The organism is Bradyrhizobium sp. RT6a, from assembly GCF_040547675.1.
Classification (GTDB): Bacteria; Pseudomonadota; Alphaproteobacteria; order Rhizobiales; family Xanthobacteraceae; genus Bradyrhizobium.
In genome coordinates, this window is the sequence record NZ_JBEPQC010000002.1 from 793,101 (window position 1) to 815,349 (window position 22,249).

21 protein-coding genes are annotated in these 22,249 nt (G+C 63.4%); 10 read left to right on the plus strand and 11 right to left on the minus strand.

The features are described 5' to 3' along the window. Positions 1-10: 10 nt before the first annotated feature. The 11 genes from ABIC03_RS13575 to ABIC03_RS13625 all read right to left on the minus strand — a co-directional run bounded on the left by ABIC03_RS13575 (position 11) and on the right by ABIC03_RS13625 (position 10,591). Complete coding sequence (locus ABIC03_RS13575; RefSeq protein WP_354058698.1) at positions 11-403, minus strand: LIC12192 family sporadic carbohydrate cluster protein; 393 nt, start codon at positions 401-403, stop codon at positions 11-13. After that, positions 396-1,202 (minus strand): sporadic carbohydrate cluster 2OG-Fe(II) oxygenase, encoded by an 807-nt coding sequence (locus ABIC03_RS13580; protein WP_354058699.1) that lies wholly within the window; start codon positions 1,200-1,202, stop codon positions 396-398. The genes ABIC03_RS13575 and ABIC03_RS13580 overlap by 8 nt, the downstream gene beginning before the upstream one ends. Continuing rightward, positions 1,199-2,317: a DegT/DnrJ/EryC1/StrS family aminotransferase gene (locus ABIC03_RS13585; protein ID WP_354058700.1), complete on the minus strand. Its 1,119-nt coding sequence runs from the start codon at positions 2,315-2,317 to the stop codon at positions 1,199-1,201. Before ABIC03_RS13585 ends, ABIC03_RS13580 begins: the two co-directional genes overlap by 4 nt. After that, positions 2,307-3,413, minus strand: coding sequence for a DegT/DnrJ/EryC1/StrS family aminotransferase (locus ABIC03_RS13590; protein WP_354058701.1), 1,107 nt, complete (start codon positions 3,411-3,413; stop codon positions 2,307-2,309). Before ABIC03_RS13590 ends, ABIC03_RS13585 begins: the two co-directional genes overlap by 11 nt. An 8-nt stretch (positions 3,414-3,421) precedes the next feature. Beyond that, positions 3,422-4,381: a transketolase family protein gene (locus tag ABIC03_RS13595; RefSeq protein WP_354058702.1), complete on the minus strand. Its 960-nt coding sequence runs from the start codon at positions 4,379-4,381 to the stop codon at positions 3,422-3,424. A 10-nt stretch (positions 4,382-4,391) separates the two neighbouring features. Then, positions 4,392-5,240: a transketolase gene (locus ABIC03_RS13600; protein ID WP_354058703.1), complete on the minus strand. Its 849-nt coding sequence runs from the start codon at positions 5,238-5,240 to the stop codon at positions 4,392-4,394. Next, positions 5,237-6,232, minus strand: coding sequence for an aminoglycoside phosphotransferase family protein (locus tag ABIC03_RS13605; RefSeq protein WP_354058704.1), 996 nt, complete (start codon positions 6,230-6,232; stop codon positions 5,237-5,239). The genes ABIC03_RS13600 and ABIC03_RS13605 overlap by 4 nt, the downstream gene beginning before the upstream one ends. Positions 6,233-6,261: 29 nt before the next feature. Further along, a complete protein-coding gene (locus ABIC03_RS13610) occupies positions 6,262-6,873 on the minus strand; it encodes an HAD family hydrolase (protein WP_354058705.1) in 612 nt (203 codons plus the stop codon). A 5-nt stretch (positions 6,874-6,878) separates the two neighbouring features. Continuing rightward, positions 6,879-7,880 (minus strand): NAD-dependent epimerase/dehydratase family protein, encoded by a 1,002-nt coding sequence (locus ABIC03_RS13615; protein ID WP_354058706.1) that lies wholly within the window; start codon positions 7,878-7,880, stop codon positions 6,879-6,881. Positions 7,881-7,907: 27 nt separating this feature from the next. After that, a complete protein-coding gene (locus ABIC03_RS13620) occupies positions 7,908-9,479 on the minus strand; it encodes a PfkB family carbohydrate kinase (RefSeq protein WP_354058707.1) in 1,572 nt (523 codons plus the stop codon). Between the two features lie 83 nt (positions 9,480-9,562). Next, positions 9,563-10,591 (minus strand): SDR family oxidoreductase, encoded by a 1,029-nt coding sequence (locus ABIC03_RS13625; protein WP_354058708.1) that lies wholly within the window; start codon positions 10,589-10,591, stop codon positions 9,563-9,565. A 161-nt stretch (positions 10,592-10,752) separates the two neighbouring features. Between ABIC03_RS13625 and ABIC03_RS13630 the strand changes: the two genes are divergently transcribed. From ABIC03_RS13630 to rpoB, 10 genes are all read left to right on the plus strand, one after another. Continuing rightward, a complete protein-coding gene (locus ABIC03_RS13630; RefSeq protein ID WP_354058709.1) occupies positions 10,753-11,340 on the plus strand; it encodes an SIS domain-containing protein in 588 nt (195 codons plus the stop codon). A gap of 76 nt (positions 11,341-11,416) precedes the next feature. Further along, the gene (locus ABIC03_RS13635) at positions 11,417-12,685 is read left to right on the plus strand and encodes a methyltransferase domain-containing protein (protein ID WP_354058710.1); all 1,269 of its coding nucleotides are present in this window, start codon (positions 11,417-11,419) and stop codon (positions 12,683-12,685) included. 372 nt (positions 12,686-13,057) lie between these two features. Next, positions 13,058-13,249 carry a preprotein translocase subunit SecE gene (gene secE, locus ABIC03_RS13640; protein ID WP_007602984.1) on the plus strand — a complete coding sequence of 64 codons (192 nt, stop codon included), beginning with the start codon at positions 13,058-13,060 and terminating at the stop codon, positions 13,247-13,249. Then, positions 13,249-13,803, plus strand: coding sequence for a transcription termination/antitermination protein NusG (nusG, locus tag ABIC03_RS13645; RefSeq protein WP_007602985.1), 555 nt, complete (start codon positions 13,249-13,251; stop codon positions 13,801-13,803). The genes secE and nusG overlap by 1 nt, the downstream gene beginning before the upstream one ends. Positions 13,804-13,933: 130 nt before the next feature. Continuing rightward, the gene (gene rplK, locus ABIC03_RS13650) at positions 13,934-14,362 is read left to right on the plus strand and encodes a 50S ribosomal protein L11 (protein WP_007602986.1); all 429 of its coding nucleotides are present in this window, start codon (positions 13,934-13,936) and stop codon (positions 14,360-14,362) included. A gap of 6 nt (positions 14,363-14,368) precedes the next feature. Continuing rightward, entirely contained in the window at positions 14,369-15,061 is a 693-nt protein-coding gene (gene rplA / locus ABIC03_RS13655; RefSeq protein ID WP_007602988.1) for a 50S ribosomal protein L1, read from the plus strand. 90 nt (positions 15,062-15,151) lie between these two features. After that, positions 15,152-16,099: a 2-hydroxyacid dehydrogenase gene (locus ABIC03_RS13660; RefSeq protein ID WP_354058711.1), complete on the plus strand. Its 948-nt coding sequence runs from the start codon at positions 15,152-15,154 to the stop codon at positions 16,097-16,099. A gap of 575 nt (positions 16,100-16,674) precedes the next feature. Next, positions 16,675-17,193, plus strand: a complete 519-nt coding sequence (rplJ, locus tag ABIC03_RS13665) for a 50S ribosomal protein L10 (protein WP_275168107.1) — start codon at positions 16,675-16,677, stop codon at positions 17,191-17,193. 54 nt (positions 17,194-17,247) lie between these two features. Then, positions 17,248-17,625, plus strand: coding sequence for a 50S ribosomal protein L7/L12 (rplL, locus tag ABIC03_RS13670; RefSeq protein WP_007602994.1), 378 nt, complete (start codon positions 17,248-17,250; stop codon positions 17,623-17,625). Positions 17,626-18,106: 481 nt separating this feature from the next. Continuing rightward, the gene (rpoB, locus tag ABIC03_RS13675; RefSeq protein WP_007602996.1) at positions 18,107-22,222 is read left to right on the plus strand and encodes a DNA-directed RNA polymerase subunit beta; all 4,116 of its coding nucleotides are present in this window, start codon (positions 18,107-18,109) and stop codon (positions 22,220-22,222) included. Positions 22,223-22,249 lie beyond the last annotated feature (27 nt).

Sequence of the window (22,249 nt, forward strand, 5' to 3'; positions counted from 1 at the left end):
CGCGGCATCGTTACAGGATGGTCGCGAATTTGTTGACGAGCAGGATGTCCTCGACGGCTTGTATGTTGTCGCGCGAGGACAGCGTGATCTCCTCGACGGCCGCGTGCAGATCGCAGCCCTCGCTCAGCACGCGGTCATAGATCGCCCGCCGCCGTGCCTCGTCGGGCGGCAGCATGAAGATGCTGTAGAGAATCAGGCCGCGCAAACGCGGCAGCTCGTCGAGGATGTCCTCGAGCACCATGTAGCTGCTGGGCATGGTGTGCTCGGCGGCGCTGAGCAGATAGTGCAGGTTTTTCCGCCGCGCATAGTCGCGGATCACGATATTCTGGACGTGCTGCGGGGTACGGCTGCCGTTCAGCGGCCGGGCGCCGATATAGCCGCGATGGCCGGCTCGCTCAGTCATGGAAGCCTCCCGGCAGCTTGTATTGCATGCCGACGCGTGTCGCCGGACGCAGCAGGATCGGTTCGAAGAATTCGCCGAACCGCTTGTCCGCGTAGGGCGACATGATGCTTTTGAACCGGCAGTTCATGCTCCAGCGCGAGCCGGCTTCCTCGTTGATGCGATTGCCGTGCATCAGGGTCTGGTTGAACAGCATCACGTGACCGTAGGGGATCTCGATGAAGGTCGCGTGCGGCTTGATGGTCTGGTAGAGTTCCTCGGCGCTGCGGAGGCTAGCCATCCGGTCCTGCATGTCGCCGTTCAGGGATGGCGGCAGCAGATACATCGATTTGGTGCGGTGGACGTCGACCAGGGGTACCCACACCACGACCTCGAACGGCGAGTCGCCCGACCAGACGTCGGAATGGGTGGCGAGCAGCGACGAATCGTCGCCCGGCAGCTGGATGCTGAGATTGACGCGGCGCTGCATGCAGAGCTCGTTGCCGACGATGGTCTCGATCGTCGAGCGCGCCAGACGGAAATAGGTCGGCCGGAACCAGGCCTCGGCGTTGAGGCCGTTGAAGACGTGCAGCCGCAGGCCGTTGAGATCATCCACGCTCACCCGCGTGTGGATGGTGTCGAGCATCGCGTAGGGGTCGTTGCCGTGTGGCAGCTTCAGATAATCCGCCGCGAGCTCGGCGGCGCGCCGCTGGATCCGGTCGAGCCCGGCGCGATCGTCGGCCGGCGTGGTGACGAAGCCGTCGTCGATGAAGCGTTGCGCCAATGCCTGCTCATCGGCCTCGAGGAAAGCCGTGTCCGTCATGCAAAATACTCCCGGGCGGTCGCGCAAACATAGCTGATATCCGAGGCCGAGAGGAACTGGTTGATGGGAAGCGTGAGGATCTGATCCGCCTGCCGCTCGGTCACCGGGAACGCGCCGCGACCGTGACCAAGATGCGCCGCCGCCTGCTGGAGGTGGATCGGTACCGGATAGTGGATCGCGGTCTCGATACCCTTGTCGGCAAGATATTTCTGAAAGTCGTCGCGACGGTCCGTCTGCACGACGAAGGTGTGGAAGGTGTTGAACTCGATGTTGCGGCAAACCGGGATGAACAGCGGAAGGCCGGCGAGCTCGGCGCGGTATTGCGCGGCGTTGCGGCGCCGGCGTTCGATGACGGAGGGCAGGTGACGCAGGCGAATGCGAAGCACCTCGGCCTGGACAGTGTCGAGGCGTGACACGATGCCCCATTCCTGAACGTCGCTGCGATTGATCAGGCCGTGATTGCGCAGGCGGCGAATTCTCGCGGCAAGCTCGGCGTCGGCAGTGACGACGAAGCCGGCGTCGCCCGCGGCATTGAGGTTCTTCAGCGGGTGGGCGGAGAAGCAGCCGAACGTTCCGATGGTGCCGCTCATCCGCCCGTCATAGGTCGAGCCGACGGCCTGCGCGCTGTCCTCGATCACGGCGAGAGCGTGCTTGGTCGCGATCGCCATCAGCGGATTCATGTCGGCCATGCGCCCGGTCAGGTGCACCGGCATGATCGCCCTGGTTCGCGAAGTGACGGCGGCCTCGACTGCGGCGGGATCGATATTCTGGTCCGGCAGCACGTCGGCAAACACGGGCCTGGCGCCGACGGCGATGATGGCGGCGGTCGATGCCACGAACGAACTCGGCGGGGTGATCACCTCGTCCCCGGGACCGATGTTGAGCGCCCGCAACGACAGGATCAGCGCATCGGTGCCGGAATTCAGCGTCACCACATGCGGCGAGCCGAGATAGGTGGCGAGCTCCTCTTCGAGCTTCGCAACGGCCGCGCCGCCGATGAAATCGCCGCGCCGGAACACGCCCTCGACCGCCTGCATGATCTCAGCGCGCTCTTCCTCGAATTGCGCGGGAAGATTGACGTAACCGATGCGCCGGCGGCCGGTGTCAGCGTCCATGGCAGAACTTCCGAACGATCTCGACAACGCGGTCCTGCTGGGCGCGCGTCAGATGCTGGTCGACGGGGAAGCTGATGACTTCCTGGGCGTGGCGGTCGGTGACCGGGAAGGTGCCCGGCGCGTAGCCGAGGTGCTTGAGGCCTTCCTGCTGATACAGCGGGATGGGATAGTGGATCTTCGCTTCAATACCGTTGTCCAGGCAGTATTTGTAGAGCTCGTCGCGACGCTCGGCGAACACCATGTAGAGATGGTAGACGTGCTTCACGTTAGGCCGGCGCGGCGGAATGCGCAGGCCGGGCAGGCCGGCAAGGCCCGAATCGTAGTAGGCCGCGTTCTCGATCCGGCGGCGCGTGATCTCGCTGGTCTGGCCGATCAGCCAGTTGCCGACGACCGCCTGGAGGGAATCGAGCCGCGAATTGCAGCCGAGAATCGCGATCTCGTCGCGATTCTTCATGCCGTGATTGCGGATCAGGCGAAGCCGCTCGTTCATCCCGTCGTCATTGGTGACGACGACACCGGCATCGCCCCAGACGTTGAGGTTCTTGAGCGGATGCAGCGAGAAGCCGGCCGCGATACCATGGGTGCCGGACCGTTTTCCCGCGAACTCCGACAGGATGCCCTGGCAGGAATCCTCGACCACGGGGATGTTGTGACGCTGGGCGATCGCCATCAGCTTGCCCATGTCGGTGACCTCGCCGGTCAACTGAACCGGCATGATCCCCTTGGTCTTCTCGGTGATCGCGGCTTCGACGTAGTCGACGTTCATGCAGAAGGAGTCGTCGCAGTCGACCAGCACCGGCGTCGCGCCGGTCTCGGCGATGGCACCGACCGTGGCAATGAAGGTGTTGGCGGCCGTGATGACCTCGTCGCCATGGCCGATGCCGAGCGCCTTGAGCGGCAGCTTGAGCGCATCGGTGCCCGATCCGACACCGATGGCATGACGCACGCCGATCAGCTCAGCAAAGCGCCGTTCGAATTCCGCGACCGGCTTGCCCAGGGTGAAGTCACCGGTCGCCACCAGTCGGCCGATCTCGGCCAGGATCGGTGCCGGGTCGGAGAATTGCTCGAGCAGATAGGAATATCGAACGTCGTGCATGGGGCCCGTCAGGTGGATTGAAGTTGAGGAGAAGAGGTGGGCGAGGCGATGAGCGCGCGCGCGATCGAGGTCACAATGGCGTCGGCGGAAAGTCCGTGCTTCTTCAGCAGCGAGTCCTGCGATCCGTAATTGTGCATGAACCGGTCCGGCAGCGACAACCGCAGCATGGCGGGCAGGCCAGAGCCGAGCTTGTCGATCAGCGCCTCGGCGACCGCGCTGCCGAGGCCGCCGGAGGGCACGTGCTCCTCCAGCGTCACCAGCAAGCGGGTCCCGCGCGCCGCCTGCAGCAGCGCCTCGGCGTCGAGCGGCTTGACCGTGTGCATGTGCAGGATGCCGGCGCGAATGCCCTGTGCGGCCAGCAGGTCTGCCGCAGCGAGTGCGCGCTGGAGCATGATGCCTGTCGTGACCATGACGACGTCGCCGGGCGGCCGCATCAGGATGGCCTTGCCGATTTCGAAGCCGTGCTCGGCCTTCGAGACGATTGCGTCGCCACCCTTACCGAGCCGGATGTAGATCGGTCCAGTCCAGTCGAGCGTTTGCTCCATCAGCCGCGCCGCCTCGTCGGCGTCGCACGGGCAGACCACCGTCATGTTCGGCAGCGCCCGCATGATGGCGATGTCCTCGATCGCCTGATGGGTGGGGCCGAGCGGCGCGTAGACGAGTCCGCCGCCATTGGCGATCAGCCGCACCGGCAGATTGTGCAGGCACAGATCGACGGCGACCTGCTCGTAGCAGCGGCGGGTCAGGAACGTGGCGATCGTGTTGACGTAGGGCACGAAGCCTTCCATCGCGAGACCGGCCGACATGCCGATGATGTGCGCTTCCGAAATGCCTTCGATCAGATGGCGCTTGGCAAACTCCTTGCTCATCGCGCGCAAGGTGCCTGCGCCGGGATCGGAGCCGATGTAGAGCACACGCTCGTCGCGCGCGGCGAGCTCGTGGATCATGTTCATCGCGGTGTTGCGCATGAGGAGCCGATCAAAAATCCCCGACGGCGACGCGGATTGCGTCGAGCTCGCTGTCGGTCAGCTTGTTCTTGTGATGCCAATCGGCGTTGGATTCCGCGGCAGGCAGACCCTTGCCCTTGACGGTATGGCAGATGACCGCGGTGGGTTTTCCCGGAATGGCCGGGACCTGCTTCAGCACGGTGCGCAGGGCGCCGACGTCGTGGCCGTTGAGCTCCTGGACGGCGAAGCCGAAGCTGCGCCATTTGTCCGCGAGCGGCTCCAGCGGCAGGACGTAGTCGGTGGGCCCGTAGCTCTGCAGCTTGTTGTAGTCGATCAGCGCGACAAGATTGTCGAGCCCGTGCTTGGCCGCGCCCATGGCAGCTTCCCACACCGATCCCTCGTTGATCTCGCCGTCGCCGAGCAGGACGAAGGTGCGGTAGGTGCGCTCGCGCATGCGCGCGGCGAGCGCCAGGCCGACACCGATCGACAGGCCGTGTCCGAGCGCGCCGGTCGAGGCCTCGACCCCCGGCACCATTCCGTATTCGGGATGTCCGCCCAAAATGCTGTCGGGGCCGCAGAAACCGTCCAGTTCCGACAGCGGAAAGAAGCCGCGATCGGCCAACAGCGCATAGAGCGCCAGACACCCGTGTCCCTTGCTGAGGATCGCGCGATCGCGGGCCGGATCGCGCGGGTTGTTCGGATCGATCCGCAGCACGTCGTCGTAGAGCACGCGGACCATCTCGATCAGCGACAATGCCGGACCGACATGTCCGCGTCCCGCGGAGCGGACAGACCCCAAGACCAGGCGGCGCAGATAAAGGCTGCGCTCATCCAGCGTGCAGGTGAGGGCGGCTTCAGCGTGGGGTGAGATTTGGGTCACTTCGGTAAATCGGTTGGCCGAATCGTCTGGTGAAGCCGGCGGGCTTTGTCGAGCTGACCGGCGAGGCGGATCCTAACATCGCCACCTTGCGCAGCCATTGCGCGCCGGGAGCGGCTGTCCGGCAAATAGGCGTTCAGGACAATCAGGCACCAGATTCCCTTGAACACAGGATACAGTACGTCACGTCGGATCGCAAACGCGTCATCGCTCGCCTCGAAGGCGCGCGACAGCCGTTCGATTAAGTGATTCGCGCTCGCCTCGGGCAGATCGCTGCCGGGGTGAATGGCGGTGTCGGACATGAGCTTGACCGGATCGTCCCAGCCGAAATATTCGAAGTCGATGAATCGCAAGCGCCCGTCTTCGGCGCGCAGTGCGTTGTGCAGTCCGAAATCGGACGGACTCAGCGCGCGATGGGTGGGCGCAAGGTCCGCTGCGGGATCCCGACCGAGTTCCGCGTAGCGGCGGCGGAGCTGCCGAATCGCGGCGTCAGTGCTTGGAACCAGGCTGCCTTCGAGGAACGCACACAGGTCGGGATGATCATCCGAGGCTCGCCTCAATGCGTCCAGGCGCTGCTCGTACTGGGCGATGGCCGCCTCGGGTGAGAAGATGCTGGCTGAGGCGTTCCGCAAATTCTGCGCGCCTTCGGCCTCGCGCAGCTTCTGCAGCTCGATGAGGAAATCGGCGAGCTGATCGGCATCGTCGCCTTGGGGGCGCAGCACTGCGGCCTCGCCGTCGAACCATTGGTACAGCGCGCAGAACGCATCTGCGTCCTTCGCGACCGGCCGCGGTGTCGACGTGATGCCGTGGCGCGCCAGGAACGAGAGTGCATCATACTCCTGTCCCAGGCGATCGCGTCCGTCGGACGGATAATGCTTGAGGGCGAGGGGCGGTCCCTCCGCCATCTCCAGCCGAAACACCCTGTTGTTGCCGCCGGACTTTGCCGGCTGGGCGGCCGCGACACGCGCACCGCCCAGGCGGCTGCCGATCGCCATCGCATCCGGCGCGGTGATGTCGGTCCCGTTCATGCCGCAAACACCTCGCGGCGGATATCGGCCCATGCCGCGATCGGCTTGCAGTGTTCGGGGTGGGGAGGCTGCGACCGCGTGAACAGGATCGATCGCGTGGCCTTCGGAAAATGCGGTTGCTCGAAGACATCGACGAGGTCGTCGATGAAGACGTCGAGCTTCAGGCTCACGAGCCTCTCGACCTTGGCGGGCAGTGTGTCCTCGAAATAGATGTCGCCGATGGCCAGCGCCGCATCCGCGGCGTCGATCAGGCTGGCTCCCCGCAGCCAGCCACGGGCGGCGTCACGCAGGTCGGTGCGGTCGGGGTCCTGATGACCGAATCGGGTCTTGTGGCTGACGATGCAGACCTTCGAGCCGGCCTGCCTGCACGCCGCCAGGAATTCCCGCACGCCCGGATAGAGTTCGGCGCCGCCAATTCCCTTGCCGTAGACGAAGCCTTGCAGTCCTTGCCAGGCGAGCTCGCCGCCCGCGCGGGACCGGAGATGATCCCGGAGGTCGGTCTTCAGCCCCTCCCACCCTTCCGGCACCAGCCCACGCTGACGTGCGACGGCCGCAAAGACCTTGTCGTAGCAGATGATCGTGTTGTCGAAATCGATGCCGATCCGCACGCCGCTCACTTCAGGCTGATGTTCTGCATCATCTTGATGTTGAAGTACCGGGGGTCGTTGAGCGAGTTCGGCAGGCGGCCGCCCTTGAAGGCGTTGACGAGGCCGGACACGGCCTGCTCGATTGTGTGGGTCGGCGCAAAGCCGAGCTCGCGGCGGATCTTCTCCGAAGAGACGTGGTAGGAGCGGAGATCGTCGGTCGGCTCGACGACGACGTCGACATTGCTGCCGACCACCGACTTGACGATGTCGGCGATCTTCATCAGCGAGTGGTTCTCGTAGCCGATATTGTAGGTCTTGCCGTCGATCTTTGCGTCATCCTGCTGGAGCAGGAACAGATAGGCGGCTGACATGTCCTCGATGTGCAAATTGGGCCGGCGCTGCGTACCGCCGAACACGCGGATGCGGCCGGTGTTGACCGCGAGATTAGTCAGGATGTTCACGACGACGTCGAGCCGCTGCCGCGGTGCGTAGCCGCAGACGGTGGCGGGACGAACCGTGCAGGTGACGAAACCGGACGCGGCCTCGTCGGCAAGGTCGGTCTCGCACATGGCCTTGAACTTCGAGTAGTCCGTGAGCGGCTCGCAGGACAGGTTCTCGGTGACCTCGGCTTCGTCCTTGATGCCGTAGACGCTGGACGAGGAGGCGTAGATGAAGCGCTTGATGCCCGCCTTCTTGGCGGCGCGCACCATCGGCCGGAAGCAGTCGTAATTGATGGACTTGCCGAGCCCCGGGTCCAGTTCGAACGACGGGTCGTTGGAGATGCAGGCGAGGTGGATGACGGCGTTGTTGCCGCGCAGGGCCTCGTTGATCGCGGCTTCGTCACGGATGTCGCCCTTGATCAGGCGCAAATTGGGATTGTTGCGGACGGCATCGAACACGTCCTCGCCATACATGAACAGGTCCAGCACGGTGACCTTGTGGCCCGCAGCGAGCAACTGGGGAACCAGCACGCTACCGACATAGCCGGCGCCACCGGTGACCATCACATTCCATTTTTGACCAATCACTGTCGTTCTCCAGTATCTGCCGTCGCGCTACTTCAACAACGCGGTGACGAACTTGACCAGCGGCACCTTCTCGACCGAGCTGCGGTGGCCGACGATCCCGACCTTGATCGCGCCGGCTGCGTTGCCGATGAAGGCGACGTCCTCGATATTGCCGCCGGCGGCGACCAGTGGCGCGGTGATCGTCAGGAAGGCGTCGCCCGCGCCGACGGTGTCGACGACGGTCTTGGTGAAGGCGGGAACGCGCGTGACGCCGGTTTTCGACGAGAAGGGGTAACAGCCGAAGGAGCCGTGCGTGATGATCATGTTGTCGCAATCGATCTTGCCGTGCAGGCCGGCCTCGATCACGGACGCGATGTCGCTGAACTTGTCGGTTGCAGCCAGACGGGCCTCCGGCGCGTCGATGCAGATGTAGTCGGCCCGCGGATACCTCGTGATCAAATTGTAGCCGTGATTGCCGCTGTTGCTCTGGGCATTGACCGCCAGGAACCTGGAGTTGGCGATCAGGGTGTCGATCGTGCTCGATGAGATCATGCCGTGACCGAAGTCGGTGGCGATCACTACGTCCGCGCCACGCACTCGCTCCGTCGTGATACGGTCGATCTCCTTCCGATCGGCCTCGTCGAGCGGCGTATCGTCCATGGTGTAGACTTCGAACAGCTTGTGCAGATATCCGAGCTCGACGTACCGCGATTTGCGGGTCGTCGGACGGCCCTGAAGGCGGATCGGCGTCAACGTGACGTTCGGGCGGACATGCGCGCGAATGAACTCCTCAGGGTAGTCGTTACCACCCAGCGTCGTGACGACCTCCACCGACTTGCAGAAGCTCGCGACATGGTTCGCCGCGGCAATGACGCCGCCGGCAAATTGCTCGCCGCTCTTGAACAGCGTGGCGACGATGTTTTCCTTCGAGGCTTTTCCGAGCGCCGTGACGTACTGGTATTCGTCGATGATGGTGTCGCCGACCAGCACGACGTGCATGTCCTGCACCTTGTCGATTAGCCTCAGCAGGCGATCGGCGCCGCCACCTTCACGGACCTTTTGCAGGTAGTCGCGAAGTGGAGGATCGTAGATGTCGAAATACCGGTTCACCAGCGACGAGGAGCTGAATGTCACGTCGCGGGTGAACACGATGCGTCCGCCGTGACGCTCAACGGCGTCGCGCTCGGTCCGGATCTTGCCGGTCACGTCGTCTTCGGGGTTTTCGTAGTCGGACCCCTTCACATAGATGTCCGGCCTCACCGTATCCAGGATCGGCTCGGCGCTGGAAGTGTGATTGATACCGACCCAATCGACCGTCGCGAGCGAGGCCAGCATCTCGGCTCGCATGTTTTCGGGGAAGATCGGCCGACCGGGTCCCTTGTTGACGTGACGGTCGGCGGTGATCGTCACCATGACGACGTCGCCCTCGTTGCGCGCCGCCTGGATGTGCCTGATATGGCCGAGATGCACGAGATCGAAGACGCCGTGGCAGAGTGCAACCTTCCGGCCCCGCGCCTGCGCGGACCGCGCGATCTCGCCCAATTCCTCGATCGTCTTGATCTTTTCGTGCGCCGCCAGTTGGTCGTTCAACGCGGGATTGCCGGTCGGAATATTGCCCATGTGAATAACCCAAAGCGCCAGCCGGCCTCAACCGGGCGGCCCGGAATTGATCGATTCGCGGCAACGATACCCGGTGAACCTGTTCACTGGCTTGCCTTCTGCGCTGCGCCGGACGCCGCGTCGTTGTTGTCCCCGAGATATTTGAACCAGTCCTTCGTGGCGTCCGCGATCTTGTCCACTGTCCACAGGGGAGCGTCCTTGTACTGATCCATCGACTTCAGCATCGTCGCGACCCCGTCCTCAAATTTTACCTTCGGCGTCCATTTCAGGATCCGCTTGATCTTGGTGATGTCGGCATAGGTGCAATCGGGCTCGCCGGGCCGCTTGGGAATGTGGACCTTGTCGCCGCCGAGAAGCTCGACAAGCCGGTTGACACTGTAGGTGTTGTCGGAGCCGACGTTGAAGATTTCGTTCGAGACCTCGGAGCGCGCTGCGGTGACGAAAGCGTCGGCGACATCGCTGACGAAGGTGAAGTCGCGGGTCTGCTCGCCGTCGCCAACCACCGTGAAGGGCTTGCCGGCGAGCTTCTGCGCCATGAACACGCCGAACACGGCGCCGTAGGTGCCCGTGGTGCGATGGCGCGGCCCGTACACGTTGAACAGGCGCAGCGCGACCGCGGGCAGCTTGTAGACCTGGCACCAGTGCATGACGCACTGCTCGCCGAGATTCTTGGTGAGGGCATAGGGATACATCGGCCGGATCTCGGCGCTCTCCGGCGTCGGATAGACGTCGGGAATTCCGTAGCAGGAGGACGACGCGGCATAAACGAAGCGGCTGACGCCGGCCTGCCGTGCAGCCTCGAGAACGTTGACCGTGCCGTCGACATTGGCGCGGTGATACGGGATCGGGGACTCGATCGAGGGAACGATGTCGGCTAGCGCGGCGAGATGGAAGACCCAGTCGATGCCGTCGAAATGCGGCTTGATCGATTCGAGTTCGGTGACGTCGGCCCGCACGATTTTCAGTCGATTCGAATCGATGCGCGAGGCCAGATTTTCGGGGCGTCCGATCACGAAATTATCGAGCGCGATGACCTCGTGGCCATCGTCGAGGAGGCGGTCGACGAGGTGACTGCCGATGAAGCCCGCGCCACCGGTAACGATGCATTTCATAGGAACATCCGTGATGCGAATGCCCAGCGAAACAGGCCCGCCAATATTGAGTGAAGGTGGAAACCGAATCGGCTGCTGGTCAACTGCGAAGGTAATATACCTTTGCAATCGCTGGTGATAGCCGGTATCAGGGCGTCATGTCGCCGTCGAGCCGCGAGCCCATGCCTGCCGAGTCCGTCGATCCCGATCACAAGGCTTTCCTTGATGACTACGTAGGGCGCCTCCATCGCGCGACGGCAATTGACGACGGGATTTTCGCCAGGATCTCCGCCACCCGCACGGCCTGGTTGCGCGCGCGCGAGCAGGGCGGTCGCGTCATCTTCATCGGCAATGGAGGCTCGGCCGGCATCGCCTCCCATCTCGCGATCGATCTGGCGAAGAACGCATCAGTGCCCGCACTCTGCTTCAGCGATGCCAGCATGATGTCGTGTCTTGCCAATGATTACGGTTTCGAGGACTGGCTTGCGCATGCTGTGAGGCTGAGCGCCCGCGCTGGCGATTGCCTCGTCGCGATCAGCTCGTCGGGACGCTCGAAGAACATTCTCAATGCGGTCGCGCAGGCGCGGGCGATGAATCTCGATGTGATCACGCTGTCGGGCATGAACGCGGAGAATCCGCTGCGCAATCTCGGCGACGTCAATTATTACGTCGACAGCCGCAGTTACAACATCGTCGAGACCACGCATCAGTTCTGGATGATGGCCGCGATCGACCTCATCATCGGTCGTGCGGAATATCCGGCGTCCTGAGGCGGTGCCGTCGATCTGATCACCACGGGGTGAGATTGCCTCACCTGTTCGCATGTCTCCGTCTTACGGTCCTACGATGAAAAACCTGTTCTACGTCCGTCATACCTGCCGCCTCTGTCATTCGGACAAGCAAGAGCTTGTCGTCCCGATGGCAGGCATGCCCATTGGCACGCCGAACTTCCAGGTGCCGGATGCAAGCGTCGACGATCCCGTCTTTCGGGCCGCGGTGCCGATGGCGCTGCACCTGTGCGCGGACTGCGGCCATCTGCAGATTCTCCACGTCGGCAATCCAGAGATCCAATACCGAAACTACGTTTATACCACCTCGCTCTCGCTTGGCCTGCGGGAGCACTTCGCGGGCTATGCCAACGATGTCGTCAGCCGGTTCGCCATCGCGCCGGGCTCGCTGGTCGTCGAGCTCGGCAGCAACGACGGATCGCTGCTCGGTTTCTTTAGGGAGCGCGGCATGCGGGTGCTGGGTGTCGATCCCGCCGTCGACATCGCGCGGCGTGCAACGGAAGCGGGAATCGAGACCATCGGCGATTTCTTCACCGATGCCATCGGTCGCCGTATCCTGCAAAGCCATGGCGCGGCCAGCGTCGTAATCGCCAACAACATGATCGCCAATGTCGACAATCTAGACCCGCTGGTGATCGGGGTTCGTGACGTGCTTGCGCCGGACGGGCTGTTCGTTTTCGAAACGCAGTATGGCGTCGACGTCACCGAGAAGAACCTTCTCGACACCGTTTACCACGAGCATCTGTCGTATTTTAACATCAAACCGCTGACGCGCTTCTTCGCGCGGCTTGGCATGGAATTGATCGACGTCCAGCACATCGAGACCAAGGGCGGCTCGATCCGGGTGACGGTGCAGCGTACCGGCGGCGCGAAGAAGCCGTCCGCGGAGGTCGCCCGCTTCATCGCCGAGGAAGACCGGCTCGGCGTCGACCGGTCGGCCTACTATGTGCCCTATGCGAAGAGGATCGCCGCCATCCGCGACGAGCTGGTCGCGATGGCCGATGCCGCCCATGCGCGCGGCCAGCTCGTGGCCGGCTACGGCGTCTCGGTCGGGACCACGACCCTGCTGCCGCAGTTCGGCCTGGAGAACAAGATCGACTTCCTGGTGGACGACGACCCCAAGAAGGGGAACGTGATGGCCGGCCCCGGGTACGACATCCCGATCCTGCCGCCCGCCGCCCTTTACGAGCGCAAGCCGGCGTTCGTCGTCGTCTTCGCCTGGCGCTATGTGGATCCGATCCGGGCCAAGCACGCCGGCTATTTCGCAGAGGGCGGAAAGTTCGTTGTGCCGTTGCCGGGCATTTCGACGATCGATCGGGCCGACTGACCTTGAGGGGGCGCCAAAGGCTGCAGGTGAGGGGGCCCCCGGTGGTCTCGTTCTGCGAGGAGCCGGCTGAGGCCCTGGGCCGGCTTTGCAGGCGGCAGATAAGCCCTTGATCGGCCTGATCTCTGGTCGGTCGGCCGCGGAGGTCGGTTTACTCGTGCGGGCCCTCTCTATCTTGACCTTTGGTCCCATCCGCAGTAGATACCACGCACTCGCAGCCGGCCCGTTAGACGCGGATTTCCGGCGCGGCTTTGAAATCCCCGAACAATCGAGCCCGATTTCCGGCTCATCCTTCGACAGAGGGTTGGGCCAACGGCGGCTGTTCGGATCCCTGAAATTCATTCGCGTCTGTCGACGGACGTTGGACATCAAACGATGGCAGTCAGCCCGTTCAAGTTCTTGCAGGAAGTGCGCTCGGAGACCGCCAAGGTCACCTGGCCGACCCGGCGCGAGACCACGATCACCACCATCATGGTGTTCGTGATGGTCGCCGTGGCCTCGATCTTCTTCTTCGCCGCCGACCAGATCATCCGCGTCCTCATCACCTTCCTTCTGGGCATTCACTGATGGCAACAGCAACGGCTCAATTGTCTGACAAGCGCTGGTACATCGTCCACGCCTATTCGAACTTCGAGAAGAAGGTCGCCGAATCGATCCGCGAGCAGGCCAAGCAGCGCGGGCTCGAGGAACTGTTCGAGCTGGTGCTGGTTCCGACCGAGAAGGTCACGGAGGTGCGCCGCGGCCGCAAGATCGACGCCGAGCGCAAGTTCTTCCCGGGCTACGTGCTGGTGAAGATGAAGCTGACCGACGAGGCGTTCCATTTGATCAAGAACACCCCGAAGGTGACCGGCTTCCTCGGCGCGGAAAACAAGCCGATGCCGATCTCGGAAGCCGAGGCCATGCGCATCCTGCACCAGGTGCAGGAGGGCGTGGAGCGGCCGAAGGCGTCGGTGTCGTTCGAAATCGGCGAGAACGTGCGCGTGGCCGACGGCCCGTTTGCGTCGTTCTCGGGTGTGGTCGAGGAAATCGACGAGGCGCGCTCGCGCGTGAAGGTCGCGGTGTCGATCTTCGGCCGCGCCACGCCGGTCGAACTGGAATTCGGTCAGGTCGAGAAGGTCTGATCGGGTAGGCGTGAGGCTTCGGTCTCGCGCAACAAGAGGCCGTGGGAGGGAGAGGGCGGTTGCCAGCCGCATCGGACCCAGACCACGAACCTGAAACCGCTGGCCCAGGCCGGCCCAACAGGAGTGATACATGGCAAAGAAAGTGACCGGATACCTGAAGCTTCAGGTCCCGGCCGGTGCGGCGAATCCTTCGCCCCCGATCGGTCCCGCGCTCGGTCAGCGCGGTCTCAACATCATGGAGTTCTGCAAAGCGTTCAACGCCCAGACCCAGAAGGAAGAGAAGAATACCCCGATTCCCGTCGTGATCACGATCTACGCCGATCGTTCGTTCACGTTCGAGATGAAGACGCCGCCGATGTCCTTCTTCCTCAAGCAGGCTGCCAAAATCCAGTCCGGCTCCAAGGCGCCGGGCCGTGACAAGGCGGGTGCGGTGACCAAAGCGCAGGTGCGCGAGATCGCCGAGAAGAAGATGAAGGATCTCAATTGCGACTCGATCGAGTCGGCCATGAAGATGGTCGAGGGCTCTGCCCGTTCGATGGGCCTGGAAGTGGCGGGGTAAGGGCTCATGGCAATCGGAAAGCGTTTGAACAAAGCCCGCGAAGGTATTGATCGCGAAAAGCTTTACCCGCTCGCGGACGCCATCAAAATGGTCAAGGAACGCGCGAAAGCGAAGTTCGACGAGACCATCGAGGTCGCGATCAATCTTGGCGTCGATCCGCGTCACGCCGATCAGATGGTCCGCGGTGTCGTGACCCTGCCGAACGGCACCGGCCGTACGCTCCGCGTCGGCGTGTTCGCCCGCGGCGCTAAGGCCGACGAGGCCAAGGCTGCGGGCGCCGACGTCGTTGGCGCCGAGGACCTGGTCGAGAAGGTGCAGAACGGCACGATCGATTTCGACCGCTGTATCGCAACCCCCGACATGATGCCGCTGGTCGGCCGTCTCGGTAAGGTGCTCGGCCCGCGCGGCCTGATGCCGAACCCGAAGATCGGCACCGTGACCATGGACGTCACCGGTGCGGTGAAGGGTGCCAAGGGTGGCTCGGTCGAGTTCCGCGTCGAGAAGGCCGGCATCCTGCAGGCTGGCGTCGGCAAGGCCTCGTTCACCGAGGAAAAACTGGTCGAGAACATCAAGGCCCTGGCGGACGCTGTCTCCAAGGCCAAGCCGGCCGGTTCCAAGGGCACCTACATCCAGCGCGTTGCGGTGTCCTCGTCGATGGGCCCCGGCGTGAAGGTCGAGCCGGGCACCATTCTCGGCTAAGGTTCGGAAATGACATGAGGCGAGGGGCGGAATTGGGCAACCGATTCCGCCCCTCGTCGTTTGTGACGGCGTTCACCGGAAACAAGAACAATGACTGACAAGGTCCTGATCTACTCGCGCTTTCCCAAGACGATGATGGCGCGCTTCGCCGAGCGGTTCGAGCTGCTCGACACCGGCGGCAAGCCGGCGCGGGAGGTGTTTTCGGCCGACGAACTCGGCGGCATCCGCGCGGTGCTCACCGCCGGCGGCACGCCGCTGGGCGCGGAGGCGATGGACCTGTTTCCGAAGCTCGGTGCCATTGTCTGCTACGGCACTGGCTATGACGGTGTTGACCTGAAGGCCGCTGCTGGCCGCAATATTGCGGTCGGACATAGCCCGGGCGCCAATGCAGCCTCGGTCGCCGACATCGCGATGACCCTGATGCTCGCGACGACGCGGCGAATCCTGGTTGCCGACCAGTACGTCCGAAGCGGCGATTGGGCCGCGTCAAAGCCCTCGCCGATGATGCGCCCGCAGGTGGGCATGCCGGGCCGCCGTATCGGTGTCTACGGCATGGGCGAGATCGGCCGCAAGATCGCGGCGCGCTGCGCATCCTTTGAGAGCGAGGTCGGCTATTTCAGCCGCAGCAAATACGATCTGCCCTATCAATATTTCCCGACGCTGGAGGCGCTCGCCGACTGGTGCAGCGTGCTGATGATTGCGGTCCGGGCAGGAGCCGAGACCCAGCATGCCGTCGGCGCCGATATCCTCAAGCGCCTCGGGGCGGACGGCTATGTCGTCAACATCTCCCGCGGCTCGGTGATCGACGAGAAAGCCCTGGTGCTGGCGCTCACCGAGAAGACCATCGCGGGCGCTGGTCTCGACGTCTACGACAAGGAGCCGCACGCCCCGGACGCGCTGACGGCGCTGCCCAACGTCGTATTCGCTCCCCATATCGGCGGCCACACGCTCGAATCGCACGTCGCCATGCAGAACTGCGTGCTGGCGAACCTGTCCGCGTTTTTTGAGGGCAGGCCGCTGCCTTACGGGGTCAAATGAGCCTGAATCGGCCCTTGTCGGCCGGGTCAAGCGCCTGCGGCAACGGATTGGAACTGGTGTGAATTTTGCTCTTGGCAAGCAGGCTCCGAGCGGTTAAAGAACCGCTTCCGGACGCACCGGCCTTGGCTGGCGCGTTCGTGCACGCATTCCGAAAACAAGCGATGGAGATCATTCCTTTTCAGGACGTCCGTGAGGATTGGCTGGAAAAGGAGGGAAATTCGTCGGGCGTGGGATGCGGGCAGAGGTCGGGCGGTTCGCCGGCTGACCTTGTCCTGTCCAAGACTGCAGGCGCCCGCGGGGAATTTCGATTTCTCAACGGCTTAATCGCATGGCCTGCATAGACGGGTGAAGACCGGATTTCACGTCGTGACCACCTTAGGGGCGGTTGCGGAATGGGTTTGGTTCGGACCTCGACACGCCGTGGGCTCTAACGCGCTCCCGGAGGGCAGGCTTTGAATTGTCGTCTTGCCCGGCGTGTCCGATGGGTTTTGCCCTGAGGTTCAGGTTTGGTGGGACGATGGGTGCAACCCGGCGGTCCCGCTTTCGCGATGACCGCCAACCGGAAAGAGCTTGCTGTGGAACGAGCGGCAAAAAAGGAAGCGGTCGAACAGCTCAATGGGGTCTTCAAGACCACGAGCGTCGCGGTCGTTGCCCAATATTCCGGCCTGACCGTTGCCCAGATGCAGAAGCTGCGCATGCAGATGAAGCAGGCTGGCGCCTCGGTGAAGGTCTCGAAGAACCGTCTCGCCAAAATTGCTCTTGAAGGCACTGACGTCGTTGCCATCGGCCCCATGCTGAAGGGACCGACCGTGATCGCCACTTCGGACGATCCGGTAGCGGCGCCAAAGGTCGCCATCGAATTCGCCAAGGCGAACGAAAAGTTCGTCATCATTGGCGGCTCGATGGGAAAGACCGTCCTGAATGTCGACGGCGTGAAGGCACTTGCCTCGCTGCCGTCGCTTGACGAACTGCGCGCCAAGATCGTCGGCCTGCTTGTGGCCCCGGCGACCAAGATCGCTCAGCTCGCCAACGCGCCCGCGGGCAAGCTCGCGCGCGTCATCCAGGCTTATGCCTCAAAGGGCGAAGCGGCCTGACGCCCTTCGCAAAACTCAAACCCGAACCAGACTTACATTCAAGGAAACTGAACAATGGCTGACCTGCAGAAGATCGTTGACGACCTCTCGAGCCTCACCGTACTCGAAGCTGCCGAACTCGCGAAGCTCCTCGAAGAGAAGTGGGGCGTTTCGGCTGCCGCGGCTGTCGCCGTGGCCGGCCCGGCTGGTGGTGGCGCTGCCGCCGCTCCGGCCGAAGAGAAGACCGAGTTCACGGTCGTTCTTGCCGCCGCCGGCGACAAGAAGATCGAGGTGATCAAGGAAGTCCGCGCCATCACCGGCCTGGGCCTGAAGGAAGCAAAGGACCTCGTCGAGGGCGCGCCGAAGCCTGTCAAGGAAGGCGTGAACAAGGACGAGGCCGAGAAGCTCAAGGCCCAGCTCGAGAAGGCTGGCGCGAAGGTCGAGCTCAAGTAAGCATCGCTTACTGGCACGAGATCCCGGTCAGCATCATCGCAGCCGGGATCTCGGTCCACTCACCGAAAGGGTGGGCCAGATGCAAAAGGCGTGCGACGGAACCGCCCGACGCAAGCCGAACACGAAAAAGTGTGGGGATTTGAGGGTTTGTCCCTCGAATCTGCACTAATGTCGCCCCATATCGGGTCGGCAGCACGAAAGCGCGGTGGGCAGGGATGCCGGATTCCCTGTAAGCCGTTGGGAGAGCAAGCTATTTCGGGCTTTTGCAGTCCGTGAAGAGGATGGTTGTGACGGGCGGGCGCGCTCCTGCGCCCCGCGCGTCGTTTTGCGTTTTGAAGGTCTGAAGAACAGATTCAGGACATTCCTGCCTGAAACTGAGTCTCCGGCCCCCAAGACGGGTTCGAAAAATTCAACCCGGGAGCGGCGGTCGCCGCGTTCCGGAGGGCGCGCCCAAATCGGGCGACGAAAATGAGAGGCCACGATGGCGCAGCAGACATTCACCGGTCGCAAACGCGTTCGCAAGTTCTTCGGACACATCAAGGAAGTGGCCGAGATGCCGAACCTCATCGAGGTTCAGAAGGCGTCCTATGACCAGTTCCTGATGGTCGACGAGCCCCAGGGCGGGCGGTCGGACGAGGGCTTGCAGGCGGTGTTCCGCTCGGTGTTCCCGATCTCCGACTTCTCGGGCACCTCGATGCTGGAATTCGTCCGCTACGAGTTCGAGCCGCCGAAATACGACGTCGACGAGTGCCGCCAGCGCGGCATGACCTTCGCGGCCCCCCTCAAGGTGACGCTGCGCCTCATCGTGTTCGATATCGACGAGGAAACCGGCGCGAAGTCGGTCAAGGACATCAAGGAGCAGGACGTCTACATGGGCGACATCCCGCTCATGACGATGAACGGCACCTTCATCGTCAACGGCACCGAGCGCGTCATCGTCTCGCAGATGCACCGTTCGCCGGGCGTGTTCTTCGACCACGACAAGGGCAAGACCCATTCGTCGGGCAAGCTGCTGTTCGCCGCCCGCGTGATCCCGTATCGCGGCTCCTGGCTCGACATCGAGTTCGATGCCAAGGACATCGTCTATGCGCGTATCGACCGTCGCCGCAAGCTTCCGGTGACGTCGCTGATGTTCGCGCTCGGTCTCGACGGCGAGGCGATCCTCAGCACCTTCTACAAGAAGATCCAGTACAAGCGGATCAAGGAGGGCTGGCGCGTTCCGTTCGACGCCAATCGTTTCCGCGGCTACTCGACCATCAACGACCTGATCGACGCCGATACCGGCAAAGTCGTGCTCGAAGCCGGCAAGAAGCTCACCGTGCGCGGTGCGCGTCAGATGCAGGAGAAGGGTCTGAAGGCGCTGCGCCTGTCGGATGCGGAACTCGTCGGTAACTACATCGCCGAGGACCTCGTCAATCCCAAGACGGGCGAGATCCACGCGGAAGCCGGTGAAGAGATCACCGACAAGTCGATGAAGGCGCTCAACGAGCAGGGCTACAAGGAGCTGCCGCTGCTCGACATCGACCACGTCAATGTCGGCGCCTACATCCGCAACACGCTCTCGGCCGACAAGAACATGACGCGCGAGGACGCGCTGTTCGACATCTACCGCGTCATGCGTCCCGGCGAGCCGCCGACGCTGGATTCGGCGCAGGCGATGTTCCAGTCGCTGTTCTTCGACGCCGAGCGCTACGACCTCTCGGCGGTCGGCCGCGTCAAGATGAACATGCGCCTCGACCTCGATGCGCCCGACACCCAGCGCACGCTGCGCAAGGAAGACATCCTCTCCGTCATCAAGACGCTGGTGGATTTGCGCGACGGCAAGGGCGAGATCGACGACATCGACCATCTCGGCAACCGCCGTGTGCGTTCGGTCGGCGAGCTCATGGAGAACCAGTACCGCATCGGCTTGCTCCGCATGGAGCGCGCGATCAAGGAGCGCATGTCCTCGGTCGACATCGACACGGTCATGCCGCAGGACCTGATCAACGCCAAGCCGGCGGCCGCCGCCGTGCGCGAGTTCTTCGGCTCCTCGCAGCTCTCGCAGTTCATGGACCAGACCAACCCGCTCAGCGAGATCACCCACAAGCGCCGCCTGTCGGCACTTGGACCGGGCGGTCTGACCCGCGAGCGCGCCGGCTTCGAGGTGCGCGACGTGCATCCGACGCATTACGGCCGCATCTGCCCGATCGAGACGCCGGAAGGTCCGAACATCGGCCTGATCAACTCGCTCGCGACCTTCGCGCGCGTGAACAAATACGGCTTCGTCGAGACCCCTTACCGCAAGGTCAAGGACGGCCGCGTCACCGACGAGGTCGTGTACCTCTCGGCGATGGAAGAGGGCCGCTACACGGTCGCGCAGGCCAACGTGCCGCTCGATCCGAAGGGGCGCTTCACCGAAGATCTCGTGGTCTGCCGTCATGCCGGCGAAGTCTTGCCGGTGACCCCGGACAAGGTCGACTACATGGACGTGTCGCCGAAGCAGCTCGTTTCGGTCGCAGCCGCGCTGATCCCGTTCCTCGAGAACGACGACGCCAACCGCGCGCTGATGGGCTCGAACATGCAGCGCCAGGCGGTGCCGCTGGTTCGCGCCGAAGCGCCGTTCGTCGGCACCGGCATGGAAGGCGTGGTTGCGCGTGACTCGGGTGCTGCGATCGCGGCGCGCCGTTCGGGCGTGATCGACCAGATCGACGCAACCCGCGTCGTCATCCGCGCCACCGAAGATCTCGATCCCACCAAGTCGGGCGTCGATATCTACCGGCTGATGAAGTACCAGCGCTCCAACCAGTCGACCTGCATCAACCAGCGTCCGCTGGTGAAGGTCGGCGACATCGTCAAGAAGGGCGACATCATCGCCGACGGCCCGTCGACCGATCTCGGCGAGCTCGCGCTCGGCCGCAACGTGCTGGTCGCGTTCATGCCGTGGAACGGCTACAACTTCGAAGACTCGATCCTGCTCTCCGAGCGGATAGTGAAGGAAGACGTGTTTACCTCAATTCACATCGAAGAATTCGAGGTGATGGCCCGCGACACCAAGCTCGGGCCTGAGGAAATCACCCGCGACATTCCGAACGTGTCGGAAGAAGCGCTGAAGAACCTCGACGAAGCCGGCATCGTGTACATCGGCGCGGAAGTGCGCGCCGGCGACATCCTGGTCGGCAAGATCACGCCGAAGGGCGAAAGCCCGATGACGCCGGAGGAAAAGCTCCTGCGCGCCATCTTCGGCGAGAAGGCTTCCGACGTCCGCGACACCTCGCTGCGCGTTCCTCCGGGCGTGCAGGGCACCATCGTCGAAGTGCGCGTGTTCAACCGGCACGGTGTCGACAAGGACGAGCGTGCGCTGGCGATCGAGCGGGAAGAGATCGAGCGTCTGGCCAAGGACCGCGACGACGAGCAGGCGATCCTGGACCGCAACGTCTACAACCGTCTTGCCGAGCTGCTCGAAGGACGGCAGGGCATCGCCGGTCCGAAGGGCTTCAAGAAGGACACCAAGATCACCCGTGCGGTGCTCGAGGAGTACCCGAAGTCGCAGTGGTGGCTGTTCGCTTCGCCCAACGACAAGCTGATGGCCGAGATCGAGGCCATGCGGAAGCAGTACGACGAATCGAAGAAGGGGCTGGAACAGCGCTTCCTCGACAAGGTCGAAAAGCTTCAGCGCGGTGACGAATTGCCGCCCGGCGTGATGAAGATGGTCAAGGTCTTCGTCGCGGTGAAGCGCAAGATCCAGCCCGGCGACAAGATGGCCGGCCGCCACGGCAACAAGGGCGTGGTGTCGAAGATCGTGCCGATCGAGGACATGCCGTTCCTCGAAGACGGTACGCACGCCGACATCGTGCTCAATCCGCTCGGCGTGCCCTCGCGCATGAACGTCGGACAGATCCTCGAGACCCATCTCGGCTGGGCCTGCGCCGGCCTCGGCAAGCGTATCGGCCAGACGGTCGATGCCTATTTGTCGAAGCAGGACATCAGGCCGCTGAAGGAAACCTTGAAGAAGGTCTACGGCGAGGACGAGACGATCAAGTCGCTCAACGACAACGAGTTGATCGAGCTCGGCCACAATCTGAGCCGCGGCGTTCCGATCGCGACGCCGGTGTTCGACGGCGCCAAGGAAGCCGACATCGAGGAGATGCTGAAGCTTGCCGGTCTCGATGCTTCGGGTCAGTCGACCGTCTATGACGGCCGCACCGGCGACGCCTTCGACCGCAAGGTGACGGTGGGCTACATCTACATGCTCAAGCTGCACCATCTCGTCGACGACAAGATCCACGCGCGTTCGATCGGTCCGTACTCGCTCGTTACCCAGCAGCCGCTGGGCGGCAAGGCGCAGTTCGGCGGACAGCGTTTCGGCGAAATGGAAGTGTGGGCGCTCGAGGCTTACGGCGCGGCGTACACGCTCCAGGAGATGCTGACCGTGAAGTCGGACGACGTCGCCGGCCGTACCAAGGTGTACGAGGCGATCGTGCGTGGCGACGACACCTTCGAGGCCGGTATTCCGGAATCGTTCAACGTGCTGGTCAAGGAAATGCGCTCGCTCGGCCTCAACGTCGACTTGCACAATTCCAAGGTCGGACCGGGGACGGCGGAAGCGGCCGAGTAATACGACCTTCATGCCCGGCCTGAACGG